This is a genomic window from Aeromicrobium sp. 9AM (genome assembly GCF_902506105.1).
GTDB lineage: Bacteria > Actinomycetota > Actinomycetes > Propionibacteriales > Nocardioidaceae > Aeromicrobium.
On the sequence record NZ_LR733304.1, the window covers coordinates 2,661,766 to 2,684,319 of the forward strand.

At 68.9% G+C, this 22,554-nt stretch carries 16 protein-coding genes; 7 read left to right on the plus strand and 9 right to left on the minus strand.

What is annotated here, in order from left to right:
* The first annotated feature begins 10 nt into the window (after positions 1–10).
* The 3 genes from BOSE46_RS19625 to BOSE46_RS19635 all read left to right on the plus strand — a co-directional run bounded on the left by BOSE46_RS19625 (position 11) and on the right by BOSE46_RS19635 (position 3,033).
* On the plus strand, positions 11–1,576 hold the full coding sequence (locus BOSE46_RS19625; protein ID WP_159541929.1) for a S1C family serine protease: 1,566 nt from the start codon (positions 11–13) through the stop codon (positions 1,574–1,576).
* Positions 1,577–1,718: 142 nt separating this feature from the next.
* Entirely contained in the window at positions 1,719–2,639 is a 921-nt protein-coding gene (locus BOSE46_RS19630; RefSeq protein WP_236551814.1) for a DMT family transporter, read from the plus strand.
* Between the two features lie 190 nt (positions 2,640–2,829).
* Complete coding sequence (locus BOSE46_RS19635) at positions 2,830–3,033, plus strand: DUF2945 domain-containing protein (RefSeq protein ID WP_159541931.1); 204 nt, start codon at positions 2,830–2,832, stop codon at positions 3,031–3,033.
* 40 nt (positions 3,034–3,073) lie between these two features.
* Here the strand turns inward: BOSE46_RS19635 and BOSE46_RS19640 are convergent, their stop codons facing one another.
* Positions 3,074–4,939, minus strand: coding sequence for an anthranilate synthase family protein (locus BOSE46_RS19640; protein ID WP_159541933.1), 1,866 nt, complete (start codon positions 4,937–4,939; stop codon positions 3,074–3,076).
* A gap of 192 nt (positions 4,940–5,131) precedes the next feature.
* Here BOSE46_RS19640 and BOSE46_RS19645 point away from each other — a divergent pair, with 192 nt between their 5' ends.
* Positions 5,132–6,355: an ArgE/DapE family deacylase gene (locus BOSE46_RS19645; protein WP_159541935.1), complete on the plus strand. Its 1,224-nt coding sequence runs from the start codon at positions 5,132–5,134 to the stop codon at positions 6,353–6,355.
* Here BOSE46_RS19645 and BOSE46_RS19650 read toward each other — a convergent pair.
* Both BOSE46_RS19650 and BOSE46_RS19655 read right to left on the minus strand, forming a co-directional pair.
* Positions 6,352–7,872 (minus strand): metallophosphoesterase, encoded by a 1,521-nt coding sequence (locus tag BOSE46_RS19650; protein ID WP_159541937.1) that lies wholly within the window; start codon positions 7,870–7,872, stop codon positions 6,352–6,354. The two genes, BOSE46_RS19645 and BOSE46_RS19650, sit on opposite strands and share 4 nt — an antisense overlap.
* Positions 7,869–9,980 (minus strand): AAA family ATPase, encoded by a 2,112-nt coding sequence (locus BOSE46_RS19655; protein WP_159541939.1) that lies wholly within the window; start codon positions 9,978–9,980, stop codon positions 7,869–7,871. The genes BOSE46_RS19650 and BOSE46_RS19655 overlap by 4 nt, the downstream gene beginning before the upstream one ends.
* Positions 9,981–10,142: 162 nt before the next feature.
* Here BOSE46_RS19655 and BOSE46_RS19660 point away from each other — a divergent pair, with 162 nt between their 5' ends.
* The 3 genes from BOSE46_RS19660 (at position 10,143) to BOSE46_RS19670 (ending at position 14,351) form a co-directional block, all read left to right on the plus strand.
* Positions 10,143–11,444, plus strand: a complete 1,302-nt coding sequence (locus BOSE46_RS19660) for a hypothetical protein (RefSeq protein ID WP_159541941.1) — start codon at positions 10,143–10,145, stop codon at positions 11,442–11,444.
* Between the two features lie 94 nt (positions 11,445–11,538).
* A complete protein-coding gene (locus BOSE46_RS19665) occupies positions 11,539–12,858 on the plus strand; it encodes a hypothetical protein (protein WP_159541943.1) in 1,320 nt (439 codons plus the stop codon).
* Positions 12,859–12,938: 80 nt separating this feature from the next.
* Positions 12,939–14,351: a carboxypeptidase-like regulatory domain-containing protein gene (locus BOSE46_RS19670; protein WP_159541945.1), complete on the plus strand. Its 1,413-nt coding sequence runs from the start codon at positions 12,939–12,941 to the stop codon at positions 14,349–14,351.
* Positions 14,352–14,357: 6 nt separating this feature from the next.
* Here the strand turns inward: BOSE46_RS19670 and BOSE46_RS19675 are convergent, their stop codons facing one another.
* The 6 genes from BOSE46_RS19675 to BOSE46_RS19700 all read right to left on the minus strand — a co-directional run bounded on the left by BOSE46_RS19675 (position 14,358) and on the right by BOSE46_RS19700 (position 22,428).
* Positions 14,358–15,158: an amino acid ABC transporter ATP-binding protein gene (locus BOSE46_RS19675; RefSeq protein ID WP_371415520.1), complete on the minus strand. Its 801-nt coding sequence runs from the start codon at positions 15,156–15,158 to the stop codon at positions 14,358–14,360.
* The gene (locus tag BOSE46_RS19680) at positions 15,155–16,642 is read right to left on the minus strand and encodes an ABC transporter substrate-binding protein/permease (RefSeq protein ID WP_159541947.1); all 1,488 of its coding nucleotides are present in this window, start codon (positions 16,640–16,642) and stop codon (positions 15,155–15,157) included. Before BOSE46_RS19680 ends, BOSE46_RS19675 begins: the two co-directional genes overlap by 4 nt.
* A 93-nt stretch (positions 16,643–16,735) precedes the next feature.
* Positions 16,736–17,485 carry an enoyl-CoA hydratase-related protein gene (locus BOSE46_RS19685; protein ID WP_159541949.1) on the minus strand — a complete coding sequence of 250 codons (750 nt, stop codon included), beginning with the start codon at positions 17,483–17,485 and terminating at the stop codon, positions 16,736–16,738.
* A 92-nt stretch (positions 17,486–17,577) separates the two neighbouring features.
* Complete coding sequence (locus BOSE46_RS19690) at positions 17,578–18,738, minus strand: acyl-CoA dehydrogenase family protein (RefSeq protein ID WP_159541951.1); 1,161 nt, start codon at positions 18,736–18,738, stop codon at positions 17,578–17,580.
* Positions 18,735–20,693, minus strand: a complete 1,959-nt coding sequence (locus BOSE46_RS19695) for a biotin carboxylase N-terminal domain-containing protein (protein WP_159541953.1) — start codon at positions 20,691–20,693, stop codon at positions 18,735–18,737. The genes BOSE46_RS19690 and BOSE46_RS19695 overlap by 4 nt, the downstream gene beginning before the upstream one ends.
* A gap of 145 nt (positions 20,694–20,838) precedes the next feature.
* Positions 20,839–22,428 carry an acyl-CoA carboxylase subunit beta gene (locus tag BOSE46_RS19700; RefSeq protein ID WP_159541955.1) on the minus strand — a complete coding sequence of 530 codons (1,590 nt, stop codon included), beginning with the start codon at positions 22,426–22,428 and terminating at the stop codon, positions 20,839–20,841.
* Positions 22,429–22,554: the final 126 nt, after the last annotated feature.

The window sequence follows — 22,554 nt, forward strand, 5'->3', positions numbered from 1 at the left end:
ATCTACTTCCATGACCGATTCGAACGACCCGTTCGCCGAGCGCCCGTACGTCCCGCCGACCGAGCGCGACTCCGGCGCCAGCACCACCCCCGCCGCCTCTGAACCCGCATCGCCGGACAGCACTCCGTCGAACGAGGCGCCCGCGCCCGCTCCGGAGCCCGCACCGGAGGCGCCCACGGTCGAGGCGCCGGCGGCTCAGTCCGAAGGGGACGCCGAGCCGACGATCCCGCTGGCTCCCACGTCGGCCGCCCCGTCGGACCCCGCGACGGTCGAGCAGCCCGCTGCCACCACGTCCGACCCGCCCGCCGCCGCACCGCAGCCGCCCGTCGAGACCTACACCCACCGCTACGCGGACGCGCCGTCCGAGCCGGCGTCGGCCACCACGCAGACCGACTCGTTCCCGCCGTTCGCCGCACCTCCCGCCGCGTTCCCGGCCGACGCCGGCCACGGCGGCGGTGAGCCACCGGCCAAGAAGCGGCGCGGTCGCTTCCTGGCCGGAGCGCTCGCCATGGTCCTGCTCGCCGGTGGTGCGGGCTTCGGCGGCGCCTGGCTCCAGGACAAGCTGCAGGACGATGACGACAACGGCACGACCGTCAGCTCGCTCGACCCCGGCAACAAGGTCACCGACACCAACGTGCCGGCCGGTGCGGTCGAGCAGGTCGCCAAGAAGGTCCTGCCTTCCGTCGTCCAGATCAACGTCAAGGGTGACGAGGAGTCCGGCTCCGGCACGGGCATCATCATCAGCAGTGACGGTGAGATCCTCACCAACAACCACGTCACCGCGGTGGCCGGCAAGGACGGCATCATCACGGTCGCGTTCAGCGACGGCTCCAACGCCAAGGCAACCGTGGTCGGTGCCGATCCCAAGACCGACCTCGCGGTGATCAAGGCCAGCGGCAAGTCCGGCCTGACCCCGGCGACGCTCGGCAGCTCCAAGGACCTCGAGGTCGGCCAGGAGGTCGTGGCGATCGGTTCGCCCTTCGGCCTGGAGAGCACCGTGACGCAGGGCATCATCTCGGCACTCAACCGCCCGGTGACGTCGTCGGACGGCAGCAACGACCCTGGCGCCTCCAACACGTTCCCGGCGATCCAGACCGACGCGGCGATCAACCCCGGCAACTCCGGCGGCCCGCTGGTCGACATCGACGGCAACGTCATCGGCATCAACTCCGCGATCAAGGCCTCCGGCGGCGCAGAGGGCGGATCGATCGGCCTCGGCTTCGCGATCCCGATCGACCTGGCCAAGAACGTGTCGAAGCACCTCGTCAAGGGTGAGAAGGTCGAGCACGCCCAGATCGGCGTCACCGTCAAGGCGGCCGTCTCGAGCGACGGCATCACCGGCACGGGCGCAGAGGTCGCGGGCGTCACGACCGGCGGCGCCGGCGACAAGGCCGGCCTCAAGAAGGGCGACATCATCACCGCGGTCAACGGAGATCTGGTCGCCAGCAACGACGCACTCGTGGCCTCCGTGCGCGGCTTCCGTCCGGGCGAGAAGATCACGCTGACCTACACCCGCGGCGGTGAGAAGCGCGACGTCGAGGTGACCCTCGGCTCCGACGGCGGCGCCACCAGCTGACGTCTCGCAGAGCCCTGAGACCGGGCGCCATCTCGTCACCCACACGCGGACGAGGTGGCGCCCACCAGGTTCGGCCGGATCGTTCGCGAGGATGGCTGATTTTCGCTCGTGAAGTGTCCGTGTCGTTCACTACCGTGGAGTGGTGAAGATCGATCGCGACCTCTCGCTGCCGGCACTGCTCGTCACCGTGGTCGTCTGGGCCTCGGCATTCGTCGCGATCCGGGCGGTCGGCGACACGTTCTCGCCGGGTTCACTGACGCTCGGCCGGCTCGTCGTCGGCGTGGTCGCCCTCACGTTCTTCGCCCGACCCCGCATCTCCGCCCTGCCCACGGGTCAACCGCTCCTGCTGGTCGTGCTCTACGGAGTCGTGTGGTTCGGCGCCTACAACATCGCGCTCAACGCCGCTGAGCGCGATCTCGACGCCGGCACGACAGCCCTGATCGTCAACGTCGGGCCGATCTTCGCCGCGGTCATCGCCGGGTTCATCTACAAGGAGGGCTTCCCCAAGCCCCTCATGATCGGCATGAGTATCGCGTTCGCCGGTGTCGTGCTCATCGCGCTCAGCACCAAGAGCGACTCCACGGCCGTCGACAGCGCCAGCACCACCGGCGTCCTGTTGTGCGTCGCCGCGGCGGCGTTCTACGCGTTCGGCGCCCTCGCGCAGAAGCCCGCACTCAAGCACATGGAGCCGGTCATGTCCGTGTGGCTCGGCTGCCTCGTCGGCGTCGTCGTCTGCCTGCCGTTCGCACCGACCCTGATCGACGAGCTCGGCCGCGCCTCGAGCGAGGACATCTGGTGGGTCGTCTACCTCGGGGTCTTCCCGACGGCGATCGGCTTCAGCACGTGGTCCTACGCGCTCAAGCGCATCTCGACCGGCAAGGCCGCCTCGACGACCTATCTCGCGCCGGCGACCGCGACGCTCATCTCCTGGGCCATCCTCGATGAGGTCCCCGCCGCGCTGGCATTCGTCGGCGGTGCGATGTGCCTCATCGGCGTCGCGATCACCCGCCTCAAGTCGACGCCCAAGGCGACCCCGGCCAGCGAGCAGGCCCCCGCCAGCTGACCCCAGCCTCGCTGGGAGTGACGTTCCGGTCGGGGGTGCACGGCGAGTCGCGACCCGAACGTCACTCCCAGCGCGAGCTCAGCTCGGGCCAGGCGACGGGAATCCCCACGCCCGGCTGCCACTCGGGATCGCGCTCATGGCGTCACGCGATAGGTCGCGGTCCTCAGTGACCTGACTCAGACTGGAAAGCATGAAGATCGGGGACAAGGTCAGCTGGGACACCTCCCAAGGTCGTACGCGCGGCAGGATCGTCGAGAAGAAGACCAAGGACTTCCAGCTCGCCAAGCAGAAGTTCACGGCCTCGGAGGATTCTCCCAAGTACGTCGTGCAGAGCGACAAGACCGGAGCCAAGGCCGCTCACGACCCGTCAGCGCTACGCGTCCTCAAGGGCTGAACCCTCGCTGCGCGTGGGTGCCCCCAACTACCAGCGAGGTCTAGCCGATGAGGTCCGTGACGAGGTCGCGCAGGATGCCGAAGCCGTTCTGCGTCAGGATCGACTCGGCGTGGAACTGCACGCCGCGGTAGTGCGGCCCGGCGACGTGATGGATGTCGCCGGTGGCAGGATCGGTCTCGACCGTGACACCCTCGGGCAGCCCTGACGCCGGCACCCGCGCGACGAACGTGTTGTAGAAGCCGACCGTCTCGGGCCGACCCAGCACCTCGAGCCGGCTCTGCGTGCCCTGGAACACGATGTCCTTGAACGCCAGGTCGAGTCCGATGTTGTGGCTCAGCACCTGGTGCCCGAGGCACACCGCGAGGAACGGCCGCCGGGTCTCGAGCAATCCCGTGACGAGACCGTGCAGCACGGCCATCTTGGGATCCGCGAGATCGCGAGGGTCACCGGGCCCGGGGCCGACGACGACGAGGTCGTAGCCGTCGAGGTCGCCATCGGCGTACGCGTCGTGCCGGATGATGTCGGTCGTCATGCCGAGCACGCCGAAGACGTGGGACAGCATGTTGACGAAGTCGTCCTCGCCGTCGACGATCACGACCCGCTTGCCGGTCAGCGACGTCACGGGCGCAGCGCCGGACTGGTCGGTGAGCCAGAACTGGCTGAGTCGCTGGTTGCGGGAGCCCAGCGCGATCAGCACCTCGTCCTCGCGGGTGAACGCGTCGAACCCCTCGACCGGCTCGGGTGCCGCCTCCACCAGCCCGAACGCACTGAGGATGCCGGAGGCCTTGGCCCACGTCTCCTTGGTCTCGTACATCGCGTCGGAGTCGCGCACGAGGGTCGCGCCCGCGGTGACCTTGAGGTTGCCCTCGAGGTCGACATCGGCCGTACGGATGAGGATCGGCGCGTCTGCGAGCGGGTTGCCGTCGTCGTCGCGGCCGATCAGTGCGGCGACCGCGGCGTAGTAGCCGCGGCCCTCCGGCTCGTACTTCTTGATCAAGCGGCAGGCGTTCTCGACCGGGCTGCCGGTGACGGTGGCGGCGAACATCGAGTCGCGCAGCACCTCGCGCACGTCGCGGTTGGTGCGGCCGGCGAGGAGGTACTCGGTGTGCACGAGGTGCGTCATCGGCTTGAGGTAGGGGCCGAGCACGAGTCCACCCTCGTGGCAGATGTCGCACATCATCTTGAGCTCTTCGTCGACGACCATGAAGAGCTCGTAGATCTCCTTCTCGTCCTTGAGGAACCGCAGCAGCTCACGCTTGCGGTCGGCATGCGTCTCCAGGCCGCGCATGCGGAACGTGCCGCTGATGGGGTTCATCCGCACCTGGCCGTCCTCGACGCTGACGTGGCGCTCAGGGCTCGCGCCGATCAGGTAGCGATCGCCGGTGAAGATGCAGAACGTCCAGAACGCGCCACGCTCCCGCTCCAGCAGTCTGCGGAACACCGTCAGCGCGCGATCGTGGCCCCAGTCGGCGACCTGCGCCCGGTAGTGCCGGCCGATCACCAGGTTGGCACCCTCGCCTTGGCCGATCTCCTCGTCGATGATCGTGCGGACGATGCTGGCATACGCCTCGTCGGAAGACTCGAACCCGCCACGGTCGGCGAACTCGATCGGAGCATCGGGCAAGAGACCGAGCAGATCCTTGATCTGCACCTCGGCGCTGTAGGCCGCCGTAATCGCCGACAGCGGTGTGCCGTCCTGGTGCGCCTCGAACCCGCGCTCGCGCACCTGCGCGTACGGCACGAGCACCAGGTGGTCCCAGGCCCGTTCGCTGCCGGGCACCAGCGGGATCTCCGAAAGCGTGTCGAGGTCCGTGCGGGGACCGCCGATGAGCGTCACGGTGTCGGAGTCGCGTACGCGGATCAGCGCGAATGCCGGTTGAGCGAGAAGGTCGTCGAGCTGGGTCATGAAGGTTCCTTGGGAAAGTCTCGACCGGCTGAGACACGAAGTGCCCAGAGCCGGCCATGAGGCGGTCTGGGCACGAGTCGACAGTCCACCTACAGGTGGAGCCACCAGCTTGAGGGCTGAACTGTCATGGCACGAGCCTAGCGCAGGGACAGTCGCGGTCGTGAGACCGAGCCTCGGCGATACGGTCTGAGCATGAGCTCCGCACCGGACATCGACGTCGACCTGATCCGGCGTGACCTCGCGCAGATCGTCAACATCCCCAGTGTCGGCGGCTCGGACGCAGAGGTCGCGGTCCAGCGCTGGTGCGCCGCGACCCTGACGGGCCTCGGCCTCGAGGTCGACCAGTGGAACCTCGACCTCGACGAGCTGCGCGCCACAGTCGACTATCCGGGCGAAGAGGTCGAGCGCGAGGAAGCTCTCGGCTGCGTCGGCGTCTCCGGTCCCGGGACCCCCGCGCTGATCCTCAACGGCCACGTCGACGTCGTGCCGCCGGGCGACCCTGAGACCTGGAGCAACGCCGACCCGTGGCTGATCCGCGAGGACGACGACACCTGGTACGGCCGGGGGGTCTGCGACATGAAGGGCGGCGTCGTCGCGATCATCGCGGCCGCCCGTGCGGTCAGCGGCATCCAGCTCAGCCGTCCGTTCGCCGTGCACACCGTGATCGGCGAGGAGGACGGCGGCCTGGGGACGTACGCGACTCTGCGCCGCGGACACCTCGGCGAGGCCTGCGTCATCGCCGAGCCGACCGATGGTCAGGTCGTGGCCGCCAATGCCGGCTCGTTGACGTTCCGGATCGAGGTCGTCGGCCGGGCGACTCACGGGTCGATGCGGGCGACCGGTCGCAGCGCGATCACCGCGTTCGAGCTCCTGCACCACGCCCTGGCCGAGCTGGAGAGCGTACGCAACGCGGCTCCGCCGTTCCCGTTCGGCGAGCTGCCGTGGCCCATCAGCGTCGGCATCATCCACGCCGGTGACTGGGCGAGCACCGTCCCCGACCTCCTCGTCGCCGAGGGTCGGTACGGCGTCATGCCGAGCGAGTCGTTCGCCGAGGCCAAGGCGGCGTTCGAGAACGCTCTCGCCCACGCAGCTGCCCAGGACTCGTGGCTCGCGGACAACCCGCCGACCGTCACCTGGCCCGGCGGGCACTTCGCTGCGGGCCGGCTGCCCGAGGGCGACCCCTTCGGCGCCCAGGTCGTCGACGCCGTCGTCGCCGCAGGCGATCCGCGCCCTCACCTGACGGGGGCGCCCTATGGCTCGGACCTGCGGCAGTACGCGGCAGCCGACATCCCGACGGTGCAGTACGGCCCGGGTCGCATCGCCAACGCGCACGCCGTCGACGAGCAGGTCGCGATCTCCGAGGTCGTCACGTGCGCGCGGGCGTACGCCGAGCTGATCCTCACCCGCTGCCGCTAGCGCGGCGACGTCGTGATCGGCGTGTAGTCCTGGACCTGGATGATGCCGCCCGGCTCGAAGCTGACCGGCTGCAGCCCGACCGGCTTGCCGTCGGCGAACGTCACGATCGTCACCTGCGCCTCGCGCCGGAGCTTGCTGCCGAGCGCGAACGCATACACGGCGCCGCCGGTCGTGCCGGTCGTCATCGTCGTGGTCGAACGACCGTTGGCACCGGTCACCCTGGACGGCCCGACCTGCCGGTGGAGGTGACCCGACAGCACCAGGTCGACGCACCCTGACGCAGCAGTGCGGCTCGCCGACGACGGCGAGTGCACCGCGACGACGCCGACCTCGCCGTCATCGCACGCAGCCTTCTCGAGCTCCTCGTCCTGCTGGCGCAGCGCCAGGGAATTGTCCGAAGCGTTGCCGTCGTAGCCCGCCGTGAGCCCTGAGCTGCGGGGGTCGCTGCTGCCGAGGAACCGCACGCCGCCGACCGTGACGGGCTTGCCGTCCAGCACGGTGAAGCCCTTGTCCTCCATCTGCTTGCGCACCGTCGACCCGGTGTCGTGGTTGCCGGCGACCGACACGATGTCGAAGTCGCGGAACTCCCGGGCCAGCGAGTTGATGCTGAACGTCTCCCAGCTGCCGCCGTTGGACGTGTCGTCGCCGAGGTCGATCAACATGCGGGCCCCAGCACGGTCGGCGATCGCGCGGGCCACCGGATCCATGCCGATGTTGTCGTGCCGGTCCGTCACGACCAACGCCGTCGTCTCGCCGTCGGACGGGGTGCGCACGTCGGCGGTCGAGGCGCTGACCGCGAGCCGACCATAGAACGACACCGAGGTGCGGTACGTCGAGAGGGCACCCTCGACGAGCGCCTTGCTACCGCTGGTCGACGCGCCTTCGACGATCTGCACCTTGTCGAGCACCTCGTCGGAGGGCAGCTCGGGGAACACCGAGTCGATCGGCACCCATGCCTGGTCCTCCGCTCGGGGTCGCTCAGGGGCGGCCACCAGGACCATCGCGGCGATCGTGACGACCCCGACGCCGGCGGCGGCCAGCGCCTGGCGCCGGTTCGGATGGTGAGCGCCCGCCCAGATCGCCCGCCGCCGCGGCTGCCCGATCGCGCGCCAGGCGAGCACCGCGACGAGCACGGCCAGCAACGCGGCGCCGAGGGCCCGCATCGCTGCGTCGATCAGCATCGAGATGAGCACCGAGCGTACGGACGCGATCTCACCTTGCGGCTGTGCCGCGATGGCGGCGTCCCGCGCGACCAGCTGGTCGAGGTTGGTGATCTCGCTGTCACCCAGGCGGATGTCGACGCCCAGGCCGAGGGGTGCCTCGGCCGGGACGCGGATCTGCGGGATCAGCGTGCCGAAGTCGATGCGGGCGTACCCGCTGAAGGTCGGCTGCACCGTCGCGTCGTGGGCGCCGATGACCACCTCACGCTCGCTGTGGATGAACGTCGAGTAGCCGGTCGGCAGCGCCACGCCCACCGCAAGGAGGACGAGCAGCAGGACCTTGAGAGTCCGGGTCATACGATGCGCGACAACCAGCGGTCTGTCGTGCCGACCGTGGTCAGCAGCTGCGTCGCGCGGGTCAGCACGACGTAGAGGGTGCGCCAGCCGGCGCTGGACTCGGCCGCGATCGCGTCGGGCTCGACCACGACGACACCGTCGAACTCCAGGCCCTTGGTGTCGAGGCCGTCGAGGAGCCGCAGCCGGTCGGGGTGCCGCTCGAGCAGGTCGGCGAGCTGGTCACCGAGCTCGGCCAGCTGTGCGGTCGGCGCGACGATCGCGACGGTGCCGTCGACCCGGTCGAGGACCTCCTCGGCACTGCGGCTCACCGTCTCGACGATCTCAACCGCCCCGACCGTGAGGTGGACGGGCTGCTCACCGGTGCGACGAACCGCGTCGGCAAGGTCAGGGTGCGGCACGCCGATCGCCGCGACCTTGGCAGCGAGGTCATAGATCTCGGCGGAGTTGCGGTAGTTGGTCGACAGCCGGAACGCGTGCTCGGGCTTGCCCTCGAGCGCAGCCTTGCGCGCAGCCGCCGACTCCTTGGGGTGCGGCCACGACGACTGGGCCTCGTCGCCGACGATCGTCCAGCTCGCGTAGCGGCCGCGACGGCCCAGCATGCGCCACTGCATCGGCGAGAGGTCCTGTGCCTCGTCGACCAGCACGTGGGCGAAGCCGTCGTCCTCGATGCTCTGGGTCGAGCGAAACCTGTCGTTGCGGTCCTCGCGCTCGCGTCGCTCGAAGCTCATGAGCTGCTTGGGCGCGTCGTCGTCATCGCCGCCCGTTGCCGGCACCTCGCCGATGACGTAGCGGAGCTCGTCGATCAACGGCACGTCCTCGATGCTGGGCTCGCCGACCGTCCACGACGCCTTGAGCGCGGCGAGCTCCTCGCCGCTGAAGGCGCCGCGCGCGAGCGAGTCGATCACGTCGGGCAGCGTCCGCCAGACGTCGATCGGCTCGACGGGTGGCCACCAGTCCTCGACGAAGTCGACGAAGCGGTCGTCCGTCGTGATGGTCTCGACGAACTCCTCCTCGCCCTTCTCCAGCGCGCGCTCGCCGGCGACCTGGGCCCACAGTGCCGAGACGATGGCCTCCGGAGCCTTGAGGTAGGCACGGTTGCGCTTGCCGCCCGACAGCAGGTTGCGGCGAATGCGCTCGAGCTGCTCGGCGTCGAGCCGCAGCACGTCGTCCTTGTAGAAGTAGCGGAACTCCGTCGGCGATCCAGGCATCGGCGCCGCCGCCGCGCGGCCCAGGAACGCCGTCATCCGCGACGAGCCCTTGGCCGCAGCGGCGACCGGCTCGTCGTGACGCATGGCGCGCAGCCCGTCGACGACCTCGCCCAGCGATCGCAGCGTCACGCTGGTCTCGCCGAGGCTCGGCAGGACGCGCTCGATGTAGTTCATGAAGACCGTCGAAGGTCCGACGACCAGCACACCGCCGGACTCGAAACGACGCCGGTCGGTGTAGAGCAGGTAGGCAGCGCGGTGCAGCGCGACGACGGTCTTGCCGGTGCCCGGTCCGCCGCCGATCGTCGTGGCGCCACGGCTCGGCGCGCGGATCGCCTCGTCCTGCTCCTTCTGGATCGTGGCGACGACGGAGTGCATCGAGCTGTCACGCGCGCGGGTCAGACTCGCCAGCAGGGCACCCTCGCCGATGATGACCAGGTCGTCGGGTGCATTGTCGGCATCGAGCAGATCGTCCTCGATGCCGATGACCTTGTCGTTGGCGCACCGCAGGACCCGGCGACGTACGACTCCGGCGGGCTCCTGGGCCGTCGCCTGGTAGAAGATCGCGGCCGCGGGAGCGCGCCAGTCGATGAGCAGGATCTCGCGGTCGGCATCGCGTACGCCGATGCGGCCGATGTAGCGCGAGTCGCCGTCGAGCATGTTGAGCCGGCCGAACACGAGCCCGTCGTGCGCGGCGTTGAGGGCCGAGAGCCGCAGCGACGCCTGGTAGACCATCGCGTCGCGCTCGACCAGTCCACCTTCGTTGCCGACGTGGCCGCGAGCCATGCCCTCGACGACCAGGGACTGGGCGACCTTGGCGGACGCGTCGAGCCGCTCGTAGACGGCGTCGACGTACGCCTGCTCCGAGTCGATCTCGCGCTGTTCCGCGTTGTCTGAGCTCACCAGACCCCTTTTCGTCCTAGAGAACTCACAAGTCTATTGCGTACGGGAAATATTCCGCAGGCAGTTGCCCGCTCAGCGGGATTTCACCCGGTTGTCACGACCGACCTGCCGACGTACATTAGTGACAAGCGTTCACATTCCGATCACAACGCCGAGGCCCCCATGACCACACGCCGTCCCACCACCGCGATCGTCGCGCTCATCCTCACCAGCTTCGCCCTGGTGCTCTCGGGCCTGGCGCCGGCGACCGCTGCAACGACCGGCGCCGTCAAGGGGGTCGTGATCTCGGCGGGCCAGCCGATCGCCGGGCTCACGGTGCAGCTGATGCGTTCCGACACCGAGGGCGAGACGTGGACCCGCGTCGCGACCGACACGACGGACGCCAAGGGTGCCTATGCGTTCACCGGGGTCAAGATCTCCGAGGTCTACCACCACCTGGTACGCATCAGTGACTCACACGGCAGGTACGTCACCACCGATCGCAGCTTCACCCCACGCTCCGGCAGGACAGTCACCCGCAACGCGACGGTCAAGCCCGCGGGATTCCTGACCGGCAAGGTCTTCCGCGCCGACGGCGCCTCACCGACCACGACTCGCGTGCACCTGATTGGTCCGGACGTCACGATCGGCGACCCCGACCAGAACATCAAGGCGTATGACACCGACCGCGGCGTCAAGGCCGATGGCACCTATCGGTTCGCCGGGCTGCCGGCTGGCGACTACACGGTCCGCTACACCGACACCTCCAGGAAGTACCTCGACCAGTGCTACGACGGCGTCCTCGCCAAGCTGGGCAGCGACCCCACCTGCGACAGCACCGAGGTGCCGGCCGCCAAGGTCGTCACCGTCGCGGCGAAGGCGACCAGCACCCTCACGGACCAGACGCTGACGCACGCGGGCGCGCGGCTCAGCGGCACCGTCACGAGCACCGCCGGGTCGATCCTGAAGGGCATCGACGTCACGCCCGTTCCCCAGGGCTCGGACTCGCGCGACTGGTATGACTACGCGAAGGCCACCGGGTCGGCCGGCACCTTCTCGCGTGGATCCCTGTCCAGTGGTCAGTGGCAGCTGTACGCCGAGGACTCCAACGGCGTCTGGGCGTCGCAGTGGGTCGGCGGCACCAACCAGGCCACCGCTCAGGTCTTCGACCTCAGCGCCGGCGAGACCATCGACAACATCGCGATCAAGCTCAAGTCGCGCGCCGTACTCAGCGTCAAGACCACCACCGGCTCGACCAGGGCGACGTTCGTCGTCTCGGTGAGCCGCAAGGTCACCGGCAGCGCGGTCAGCGGCAAGGTCAGCGCAGCCCTCGCCGGCAACACCAAGACCGCGACGCTCTCGGGCGGCAAGGCCACGATCACGCTCACCGGCCTCACGGCCGGCAAGCACACGTTCCGGATCCACTTCGAGGGCAACGGCAACACCTCCACCGGTACCAAGAACGTCACCGCCACCGTGGGCTGAACCCGGCCGCGGATGGTGTCGGGTTGATTCTGCCGAACCCTCGGCGTACGTTTGTGACAGCATGTTCGCATCACGTCCGTCTCACGGAGGATCCATGACACCACGCCGTTCCATCGCCGCCGTCCTCACGCTGGCCCTCGCAAGCCTTGCCTTGGTCGCCGGGGTCTCCTCACCGGCCACGGCCGCAGCGACCAGCAGCGTCACAGGCACCATCACCTCCGGCGGGAAGACGTTGCCCGGACTCAAGGTCGAGCTGCTGCGCATGGAGTCCGACGAGGACAACTACTACCCCGTGACGAGCGCGACCACGACGACGAGCTCCACCGGCACCTACAAGATCTCCGGGTTCCGGACCAAGGATCCGTACGACGAGTACTACCGGTTCCGCATCCGGGTCAGCGACCCACACGGGGCGTACGTCACCGGCGTCCGCAACTTCGCCAACGCTCCGGGCAAGACCGTCACCCGCAACGCGACGATCCAGCCTGCGGGCTTCCTGACCGGCAAGGTGCTTCGCGCGGACGGCGCCTCACCGACCACGACGCGCGTGCACCTGATCGGCCCCAACGTCGACATCGGCACACCCGACAAGCCAGCACTCGCGTACGACGACGACCGCGGCGTCAAGGCCGACGGCACCTATCGGTTCGCGGGGTTGCCAGCGGGCGACTACACCGTCCGCTACACCGACACCTCCGGGAAGTACCTCGACCAGTGCTACGACGGCGTCCTCGCCAAGCAGGGCACCGAGGCGACGTGCGACCCCGCCGAGGTGCCGGCTGCCACGAAGGTCACGGTCGCGGCCAAGGCGACCAGCACCCTCACCGACCAGCAGCTCACGAATGTCGGCGGCCACCTCAGCGGAACGGTGACGAGCACCGCCGGCTCGATCCTGAAGGACATCGACGTCACACCCGTGCCCCAGGGCTCCGCCTCGCGCGACTGGTACGACTACGCCAAGGCCACCGGGGTGGCCGGCACCTTTTCGCGCGGACCGCTGGCCAGTGGTCAGTGGCAGCTGTACGCCGAGGACTCCAACGGCGTCTGGGCCTCCCAGTGGGTCGGCGGCACCAACCAGGCGACAGGCCAGGTCTTCGACCTCAGCCCCGGCGAGACCATCGACGACATCGCAGTCAAGCTCAAGTCGCGTGCCGTCCTCAGCGTCAAGACGACCACCGGCTCGACCACGGCGACGTTCGTGATCTCGGTGAGCCGCAAGGTCACCGGCAGCGCAGTCAGCGGCAAGGTCAGCGCAGCCCTCGGCGGCAACACCAAGACCGCGACGCTGTCCGGAGGCAAGGCCACGATCAAGCTGACGGGCCTCTCGGCCGGCAAGCACACGTTCCGGATCCACTTCGAGGGCAACGGCAACACGTCCACGGGGACCAAGAACGTCACCACGACCGTGGGCTGACCGACACGCGGCGATTCCGCGCCTTGCGCTCGCAGGACAGGCCATACTGAGGGCCAACACACAGCGTGAGGAATGACGAGATGGCTGGCGGCTGGCGCGTGACGGCTCGGATGGTGGCCACGGCCGTTGCGGCGAAGGCAGTGACGCGCGCCGCCGAGTCCGTACGCAAGCTGCTCGACGAAGCCGCTCCGCAGGCCCAGCTGGCTGCTGCCCCTGCCGCGCCCGAGCCGTATCCGCCCGTCGCGCACCTGACGGCGACGGCGGGGCTGCATCCCGCACCCTCGAGCGAGGATCGGGTCATCGCGGCACAGGTGGTCCCGCCTCACGAGTTCGGCCCCATCCCGCTCGTCGCGCCGTCACACGGCATCGGCTTCCGCTCCGAGCCCAGGCGCCGTCAACCGGCCGGCGAGATGCCCGTCATCTCGCGGCCGCCGAGCGAGGAGCCTGGCGGCCGGAAGGACGTGGCCCCCGCCGCTCCGGTGATCCTGCCCAAGTCCGTCACCACGGCTGCCGCCTTCGTACAGGATCTCGATGACACCGACGACGACGGCGAGCCGCCGGTCGACGCATTGGACGAGGCTCCGCCGGCGGAGCCCGACGCCGCGCCCGAAGCTGTCGCAGAGGCTGAGCCCGTTGCCCAGGAAGAGGACGAGGCAGAGGACGTCGCGGAACCGGTTGCGGACGTGCCGGACGAGCCGGTGGTGGAACCCGTCGCCGAGGAGCCGGTCGCCGAACCAGAGCCTGAGCCGGAACCCGTACGCACGCTGCGGCTGACCGATCCGCCCTACGACGACGCGCCGATCAGCCCCGAGCCGGCACCCGTCGTCGATGAGCCCGTCGAGCCTCTCGCGGTGGTTCCCGAACCGGCCGTGATCGAGGAGCCCGCGAGCTCGCGGTACTCATTCGGGAAGCCCGGCAAGGCCAAGGGCAAGCACCGTCGTCGCACCAGTGCCATCAGTGGCACGGTCCAGAGCTCGCGTGGCCGTGGCCTGCGCGGCATACGGGTCACCGCCCTCGACGACCAGGACAACGTCGTCGGAAGTGCGGTGTCGGGAGCAGGTGGCGCGTTCGTCGTCGAGGACCTGCCCGCCGGCTCCTACCGGCTGACCGCGAGCGACGAGGCGCGAGGCGACTTCGCGATGGGACCCGACCCGGACGCCGACACCATCAAGGTCAAGCACGCCAAGACCCGCCGCAACGCCGGTGTCACTCTGGTCGCGGCCTCCGTGGTCAGCCTCGCCGTCGAGATGCGCAAGAAGAAGGCCGTCGTCGAGGTCACCGTGACCGAGCGCGCCACCGGCATACGGGCCAAGGGCTCGGTGCGGGTGACGACCAAGCGCTTCGCCGCCGAGCTGCCGCTGTCGAAGGGCCGCACGGCGGTCACGCTGATCGGCTCGGCCGACGGCTCGCCGAAGCTGGCCAAGAAGATCAAGGTCGACTATCGCGGCACCCGGCACGTCCTGCCCGGGTCGGCGACGGTCAGGCTCCGCTGACTCTGCTCACGCCGGATCGAGGATCCGCTGGAGGAACTGCCTCGTACGCTCCTCGCGCGGGTCGGCGATGACCTGCGAGCTGGGGCCACGTTCGACGACCACCCCCTCGTCGAGGAACAGCACCTGGTCGGCGACGTGCTCGGCGAAGCGGATCTCGTGCGTGACGAGCACCGTGGTCCATCCCTCGGCGGCCAGGTCCTTGATGACTGAGAGCACCTCGCCGACGAGCTCAGGGTCGAGCGCGGACGTCGGCTCGTCGAACAACATGACCCGCGGCTTGAGGGCCAGGGCGCGGGCGATGCCGACCCGCTGCTGCTGACCACCGGACAGCTCGAACGGGTGCTGATCGGCCTTGTCACTCAGACCGACCTGGTCGAGGAGCGCCTTGGCCTCGTCGACCACCTCGTCGAGTGGACGCTTCTGCACCTGGACGGGTCCCTCGATGACGTTGCCGAGCACGGTCTTGTGGGGGAACAGGTTGTGTGCCTGGAACACCATGCCGCTCTGCGCCCGCAGCGCCGCCATCTGCTGGCGCGCCGAGCTGCCCTTGTCTGGCAGGGTGCCGAAGTCCACCTCGACGTGGTCGATGCGGATCGTGCCGGCATCGGGTCGCTCAAGGACGTTGAGCGACCGCAGGATCGTGGTCTTGCCCGAGCCGGACGGCCCGATCAGGACCGATGTCGTGCCGGCCTTGACGTCGAGGTCGATGCCGCGGAGGACGTGGTTGTCGCCGAACGACTTCTGCAGTCCCCGCGCGCGTACGCGGAGATCGCCCATGTCGTTGCTGGGCTGCTGGATGTCGGTCATCTGGCCACGAACCTGTTCAGTCGGGTCTCGAGTCTGCCTTGGAAGGTCGCCATGCCCACGCACACGAACCAGTAGTAGAAGCCCGCGACCACGTAGATCGGGAGGTAGATCTGGGCGTTGGCGCCGGCCAGCTGGGCCTGCCGGAACATGTCGGTCAGCAGCACCACGGAGACCAGCGACGTGTCCTTGAGCAGCGAGATCGCGGTGTTGGACAGGGGCGGCACGGCCGTGCGTGCGGCCTGCGGGAACACGATCCGGCGCAGCGACTGCCAATAGCCCATGCCGATGGTGGAGGCGGCCTCGAACTGGCCTTTCGGGACCGACAGGATGGCGGACCGTACGACCTCAGCGGCGTACCCACCGACGTTGAAGCTCAGCGCGAGGATCGCCGATGGCCACGGGTCGAGGTCGATCCCGATCTCGGGGAGCCCGTAGAACACGATGAACAGCTGCAGCAGCAGTGGTGTTCCGCGGATGATCGAGATGTAGGCCCGGGCGATGGCGCTCAGCACTCGACTGCCGGAGATCCGGGCCAGGGCCGCGCCGATCGCGAGCACGAGCCCGATGGCGAAGCTGACGATGGTCAGGGGGATCGTCACGATCAGCAGCTTCTTGAGCATCGGCCATGCGGCGTCCTTGACGACCTGGGTGTCGCTGCGGACCTCGCGTCCGCCGGACACGTCGACCTTGCCGGTGTTCTCCACCGTGACGTCGGTCTTGAAGTACTTCTCCGAGATCTTCTTGAGGGTGCCGTCAGCCTTGAGCGCTGCCAGCGCCTTGTTGGACTCCTCGAGGCGAGGATCTCCCTTGCGGAACGCCAGCACCTGCTTGCTGACCTCGTCTCCCGCGTTGCCGACGATCTGGATGTCGTCGCGACCCGTGGTGTTGAGGTAGTCCAGGGCGGCGATGTTGTCGTTGATCAGCAGGTCCGCGCGACCCTGGACCACCAGAGCAGCAGCCTGCGAGAACCCCTCGACGGCCTGGATCTTGGCACCGGCCTTGCGCGCGACGTCGGCCCAGCTCGTCGTGGTGGACTCAGCGGCGGTCTTGCCCTTGACGTCCTTCAGGGTCTTGATGCCCTTGGTGCCCTTCTTGACCACGATGACGCCACGCGAGTACGTGTACGTCGTACCGAGGCCGTACTTGGCATCGCGTTCAGGATTGAAGGTGACCTGGTTGGCGATGACGTCGATACGCTTGGCCTCGAGTGCGGCGAAGATCGCGTCGAACTGCGTCTCGACGAACTTCAGGCGCCAGCCGGCCTTCTTGGCGACCGCCTTGATGACCTCGATGTCGAAGCCCGTGAGCTTGTTGGACTTGGCGTCGTGGAACGAGAACGGCGGATAGACGCCCTCGGTGCCGACACGCACGACGGGACGGTCATCGGCCTGGGCCAGATGTGTCGCGGTCGCGGAGGCGCTGCCGACCGGCAGCACGACCAACCCCACGAACGCCAGGACGAGCAGCCTCACGGCATGGCGCATTGCGTCTCCTCTGTGGTGGTCCACCGAGGGTTTCCCCGATAGACGTGACAGTAGCCCTGAAACGACGAGCCTGCCGATGTCTCGCCGGTCGGACTACTTCTTCCGCCGCTCGAGGAAGGCGCTCATGGCCTCACGCGCCTCGTCGCTCGCGAACAGCTCGGCCGACAGGGCGGCGACCTCGTCGCCGCGCTCGTCGATGCGGGCCACGAGATCGCGGTTGAGGATCCGCTTGCTCTCGCGCAGGCCCTGCGGGTACGCCTTGCAGAGGTCCGCGAGGACGCGCGCGATCTCCGCCTCCAGCTCGTTGTCGGGCACCGCGCGCGTGATGAGGCCGACCTGGGCCGCCTCCGCAGCGTCGAACGTACGGGCGGTCAGGAACAGGTCGCCGGCCGCACGGTCGCTGAACCGCGGGATGAGGCTCAGCGAGATGATCGCCGCCGCCAGTCCCAGACGTACCTCGGTCAGCTGGAACGACACCGACTCCGCGGCGATGACGATGTCGGCCGCGCCGACGATGCCGAGGCCCCCGGCTCGTACCGGTCCACCCAGCTCGACGACGACGGGCTTGGCCGCCGTGGCGATCTGGCGCTGCAGCGTGACGATGGCCTTGGCGCCCTCGGCCATGCCGCCAGCGACCGCCTCGGTCATGTCCGCGCCGGAGCAGAAGACCGTGCCGGCCGAGCGGATCAGGATCGCCTTGGCCTGCGGATCGGCGTCGGCCGTTGCGAGGTGCGCGGCGAGCTCGCTGACGAGCTGCTTGCTCAGCGCGTTGCGGTTGCGCTCGCTGTCGAGCGTGATCGTCGCAACCTGGTCGGCCACCTCGAGGTGCACCAGCTCAGTCATGTTCTGCCTTTCAGATCCCGCTGGCAGTGACGTTTCGGTCGCGAATCGCCGTATGAGGCCGACGCAAACGTCACTCCCAGCGGGGTTTCTTCTTAGTAGGACTTCGGGAGGCCCAGGGAGAACTGGGCGATGAAGTTGAGCACCATCTCCTTGCTGACCGGTGCGATGCGGGACAGGCGCGAGCCCGCGAGCATCTGCACCAGACCGTACTCGTTGGCCAGGCCGTTGCCGCCATGCGTCTGGATCGCCCGGTCGACGGCGTTGCACACGGCCTCGCCCGCGGCGTACTTCGCCATGTTGGCCGCCTCGCCGGCCGCCATGAAGTCACCGGCGACATACAGGGCCGCCGCCTTCTGGGTCATGAGCCGGGCCATCTCGATCTCGATGAACGTCTGCGCGAGCGGGTGCGCGATCGCCTGGTGCGAGCCGATCGGCGCCTTCCAGACCTGGCGCTGCTTGGCGTACTCGCACGCCTTGGCCAGGGCGAGCCGGGCGGTGCCGGTCGCGAACGCCGCGCCCATGATCCGCTCGGGGTTGAGCCCGGCGAAGAGCTGGTCGATGCCGGCGTCCTCGCTGCCGATCAGGGTGTCGGCCGGCACGCGTACGTCGTCGAAGAACAGCGTGAACTGCTTCTCCGGCGACGTGATGCCCATGTCGATCTGCTGGTACGTGAAGCCCTCGACATCGGTCGGCACGAGGAACAGCGCCGGCTTGAGGTTGCCGGTCCTGGCGTCCTCCGTGCGCGCGACGACGAGCACGTGGCTGGCCTCGTCGACGCCGGAGATGTACGTCTTGGTGCCCTTGAGGCGCCAGCCGTCGTCCTCGCGGTACGCCGTGGTGATGATCTGGTGGGAGTTGGATCCGGCGTCGGGCTCGGTGATCGAGAACGCGAACGTCGAGGTGCCGTCGGCGAGACCGGGCAGCCAGCGCTCCTTCTGCGCCTGAGTGCCGTACTGCGTGATGATCGTGCCGACGATCGCCGGGGAGACGACCATCAGCAGCAACGGACTGCCGGCCGCGGCCAGCTCCTCGCAGACCGCGGCGAGGTCGCCGATGTCGCCGCCACCACCGCCGAACTCCTCCGGCACGGCGACGCCGAGATAGCCGAGCTTGCCGGCTTCGGCCCACAGCTCGGTCGTCTTGCGGCCTTCCTTAGCGGCCTGCTCGAAGTAGTCGCGGCCGTACTTCGCGCCGAGGTCGGCCACGGCCTTGCGCAGCGCGAGGCGCTCGTCGGACTCGGTGAAGTTGTTCATGATGTTCCTTCGTTCGTTGAGCTCGTCGACACGTGGATGACTGCGAGGACTGCGCCGGACTCGACCTGGCTGCCCGGCGTGACCGACAGCTCGGACACGACGCCGTCGGTTGGTGCGGTGATGGTGTGTTGCATCTTCATGGCCTCGAGGACGACGACCACGTCGCCCTTGCTGACGTGTTGCCCGTCGGCGACGGCGACGCTGATGACGGCTGCGGGCATCGGCGCGAGCAGCGACCCCTCGGCGACGACGTCCGCAGGGTCGACGAATCTCGGCGCGGGCGTGAGGGTGATCGAGCCGTCCGGCCCGTCGACGTCGACCCACCCGTCACCGACCAGGACCTCGTACGTCTCGGTGATGCCGTCGACATCGAGCACGACGCGGGTCGGGCTCGCCTCGACGACGGTGACTCCCTCGAGGTCGTGCTGCACGAACCCAGCCGAGTAGGAGACGGTGAGCTCATCGGTCCTTGAGCTTGTCGAAAGGACGTACGTCCGGGTGCGGGGTTGGCTCGGGACGTTGCGGAACGCTGTGGGGATCCGGCCGAGGACCGTCGCGTTCGCGGTTGCCGTCGTGGCCTCGGCCAGTGCCGCAGCGAGTGCCGTCAGACGTACGGCCCGCTCGTCGAGCGACGGCTTGGTCCACTCAGCGAGTCGTTCGTCGAGCAACGCCGTATGAATGCGTGCAGCGGCGAACTCCTCGTCGGCGAGGATCGACCGGAGGAAGTCGAGGTTGGTCGAGACGCCGTGGATGCGCGTACGCCTGAGGGCGTCACCAAGCTTCCGCAGCGCGGTGGCCCGGTCGGCACCGTGGGCCACGACCTTCGCGAGCATCGCGTCGTAGTGGATGCCGACGACCGAACCTGACTCGACGCCGGAGTCGACGCGCACATCGTGCGGGACCTCGAACGTACGGACCGTGCCGGTCTGCGGCTGCCAGTCGTCAGCCGGGTCCTCGGCGTAGAGCCGCACCTCGATCGAATGCCCGCGGGGACCAGCCGGCTCCTCGCCGAGCTGCGCGCCCTCGGCGACCCGGATCTGCTCGGCGACGAGGTCGATGCCGAACACCTCCTCGGTCACCGGGTGCTCCACCTGGAGCCGGGTGTTCATCTCGAGGAAGTACGCCTTGCCGGTGTCGAGGTGCGCGTCGGCGACGAGGAACTCGACAGTGCCGGCGCCGACATAGTCGACCGCCTTGACCGCGGCGCGGGCCGCGTCGTGGAGCGCCGTGCGTACGGGATCGCTGACGGCAGGCGCGGGTGCCTCCTCGACGACCTTCTGGTGGCGGCGCTGGATCGAGCAGTCGCGGTCGCCGACGACCCAGCACGTGCCGTGGGTGTCGGCCATGACCTGCACCTCGATGTGGCGCGCGGTCGGCAGGTAGGGCTCGACGAACACCGTGGCGTCGCCGAACGTCGACAGCGCCTCGGCACCAGCAGCGGCGAGCTCACCCTCGAGGTCGGCTGGGTCGGTCACGACGCGCATGCCCCGGCCGCCACCTCCGGCCGACGCCTTGACGAGGAGCGGAAAGTCTTCGGCTCTCGCGGCCTCCGCGTCGACCGACAGGATCGGCACGCCGCCGGCAGCCATCAGCTCCTTGGCGCGGATCTTCGAACCCATCGCGTCGATCGTCTCCGGCGCGGGGCCGATCCAGGTGAGTCCCGCGTCGATCACGGCGCGGGCGAAGTCGGCGTTCTCGGACAGGAAGCCGTAGCCGGGGTGGATCGCGTCGGCGCCGGCCTTGAGCGCGGCGGCGATGACCAGGTCACCCCGCAAGTAGGTGTCCGTGGGGGCGTTGCCGGGCAGACGTACGGCGAGGTCGGCCTCCCGGACGAAGGGGGCACCGGCGTCGGCGTCGGAGTGCACCGCGACGGTGCGGATGCCGAGCTCGCGGCACGTCCGGAAGACGCGCCTGGCGATCTCGCCACGGTTGGCGACCAGGATGGACGTGATCATGCGGGATCTCCTCTTCGGTCCCCAATGAGGCCGCCAGCGGCCGAATGTGAGCGAAGCGAGGGGACGTCACGTGAGATCGCCTCGGTCGCTGGCGCTCCCTCACGGTCGGCCGCGGACGGCCTCCCTGGCGGACGATTGATTGCGCTCACGTTCTGAACACCCCGTATCCCTCGGCACCCTTGACCGGGCGGGTGTTGATCGCCGACAGGCAGATGCCGAGGATCGTGCGGGTGTCCCGCGGGTCGATGACGCCGTCGTCGTAGAGCATCCCCGAGGTGAAGTAGGCCAACGACTCCTTCTCGATCTGCTCCTCGACGTACGCCCGCATGGCCTTGTCGCCCTCTTCGTCGTACGGCTGGCACTTCGCCTCGGCGGCTCCCCGCGCGACGATCGAGATGACTCCGGCGAGCTGCGCCGGGCCCATGACGGCCGACTTCGCGTTGGGCCAGCTGAACATGAACCGCGGGTCGTACGCTCGACCGCTCATCCCGTAGTGCCCGGCGCCGTACGACGCGCCGATCACGACCGAGAGGTGCGGGACCGTCGAGTTGGACACCGCGTTGATCATCTGTGCGCCGTACTTGATGATGCCGCCCTGCTCGTATTCCGCGCCGACCATGTAGCCGGTCGTGTTGTGCAGGAACAGCAGCGGCGTGTCGGTCTGGTTGGCGAGCTGGATGAACTGCGTCGCCTTCTGCGCCTCCTCGCTGAACAGCACGCCCTGGGCATTGGCGAGGATGCCGATCGGGTAGCCGTGCAGCTGGGCGAAGCCCGTCACGAGCGATGACCCGTAGAGCGGTTTGAACTCGTCGAACTCCGAGGCGTCGACGATCCGCGCGATGACCTCGCGGGGGTCGAACGGGATCTTGAGGTCGGTCGGCACGATGCCGAGCAGCTCCTCCGGGTCGAGCACGGGCTCGGCGTACGTCGGTTCGGGCGTGAAGCCCTGCTTGCGCCAGTTGAGCCGCCTGACGATCGATCGGCCGATGCGGATGGCGTCCTCCTCGTCGACCGCGAGGTAGTCGGCGAGCCCGGACGTACGCGCGTGCATCTCGGCGCCGCCGAGCGACTCGTCGTCGGACTCCTCACCGGTCGCCATCTTGACCAGGGGCGGCCCCCCGAGGAACACCTTGGCGCCGCCCTTGACCATCACGACGTAGTCACTCATGCCCGGGATGTACGCGCCGCCGGCCGTCGAGTTGCCGAACACGAGGGCAACCGTCGGCCGGCGATCCGCACTGGCCCTGGTGATGCTGCGGAACGAGCCGCCACCGGGGATGAAGATGTCCTTCTGCGTCGGCAGGTCGGCACCGCCGGACTCGACGAGGTTGATCGTCGGCAGGCCGCACTCGGCGGCGATCTGCGCGGCGCGGTGACCCTTCTTGAGCGTGCTGGGGTTGGACGAGCCACCCTTCACCGTCGGGTCGTTGGCCACGATCATGCACTCGACGCCCTCGACCACGCCGATGCCCGTCACCAGGGACGCGCCGACGGCGAAGTCGGTGCCCCACGCGGCAAGCGTCGACAGCTCGAGGAACGGCGAGTCGGGGTCGATCAGCAGCTCGATGCGCTCGCGGGCGGTGAGCTTGCCGCGCTCGTGGTGGCGCTGGACGTACCGCTCACCACCACCGGCCAGCGCCTGGGCGTGCTGCTCGGCGAGGTCGGCGAGCCGCTCGAGCATCAAGGCCCGGTTGGTCTCGTACGTCTCGGTGGTCGGGTCGACAGTTGTCTTCATACGACTACCCCTCGCGACGGTGCTGGTTTCGAGGCTTCGCTCGCAGAGCTCGCTACGCACCTCAACCAGCGGGCTCCGGTGGTTGAGGTGCGAGGCCGCCCGCGGCCGAGCCTCGAAACCACGTCT

What these genes read in the sequence shown, in the direction of transcription:
- BOSE46_RS19690 (WP_159541951.1), bottom strand. Translation starts at nt 18,738, where the DNA reads ATGAACAACTTCACCGAGTCCGACGAGCGCCTCGCGCTGCGCAAGGCC.
- BOSE46_RS19625 (WP_159541929.1), top strand. Translation starts at nt 11, where the DNA reads ATGACCGATTCGAACGACCCGTTCGCCGAGCGCCCGTACGTCCCGCCG.
- BOSE46_RS19635 (WP_159541931.1), top strand. Translation starts at nt 2,830, where the DNA reads ATGAAGATCGGGGACAAGGTCAGCTGGGACACCTCCCAAGGTCGTACG.
- BOSE46_RS19680 (WP_159541947.1), bottom strand. Translation starts at nt 16,642, where the DNA reads ATGCGCCATGCCGTGAGGCTGCTCGTCCTGGCGTTCGTGGGGTTGGTC.
- BOSE46_RS19645 (WP_159541935.1), top strand. Translation starts at nt 5,132, where the DNA reads ATGAGCTCCGCACCGGACATCGACGTCGACCTGATCCGGCGTGACCTC.
- BOSE46_RS19650 (WP_159541937.1), bottom strand. Translation starts at nt 7,872, where the DNA reads ATGACCCGGACTCTCAAGGTCCTGCTGCTCGTCCTCCTTGCGGTGGGC.
- BOSE46_RS19640 (WP_159541933.1), bottom strand. Translation starts at nt 4,939, where the DNA reads ATGACCCAGCTCGACGACCTTCTCGCTCAACCGGCATTCGCGCTGATC.
- BOSE46_RS19695 (WP_159541953.1), bottom strand. Translation starts at nt 20,693, where the DNA reads ATGATCACGTCCATCCTGGTCGCCAACCGTGGCGAGATCGCCAGGCGC.
- BOSE46_RS19675 (WP_371415520.1), bottom strand. Translation starts at nt 15,158, where the DNA reads ATGACCGACATCCAGCAGCCCAGCAACGACATGGGCGATCTCCGCGTA.
- BOSE46_RS19700 (WP_159541955.1), bottom strand. Translation starts at nt 22,428, where the DNA reads ATGAAGACAACTGTCGACCCGACCACCGAGACGTACGAGACCAACCGG.
- BOSE46_RS19670 (WP_159541945.1), top strand. Translation starts at nt 12,939, where the DNA reads ATGGCTGGCGGCTGGCGCGTGACGGCTCGGATGGTGGCCACGGCCGTT.
- BOSE46_RS19665 (WP_159541943.1), top strand. Translation starts at nt 11,539, where the DNA reads ATGACACCACGCCGTTCCATCGCCGCCGTCCTCACGCTGGCCCTCGCA.
- BOSE46_RS19685 (WP_159541949.1), bottom strand. Translation starts at nt 17,485, where the DNA reads ATGACTGAGCTGGTGCACCTCGAGGTGGCCGACCAGGTTGCGACGATC.
- BOSE46_RS19660 (WP_159541941.1), top strand. Translation starts at nt 10,143, where the DNA reads ATGACCACACGCCGTCCCACCACCGCGATCGTCGCGCTCATCCTCACC.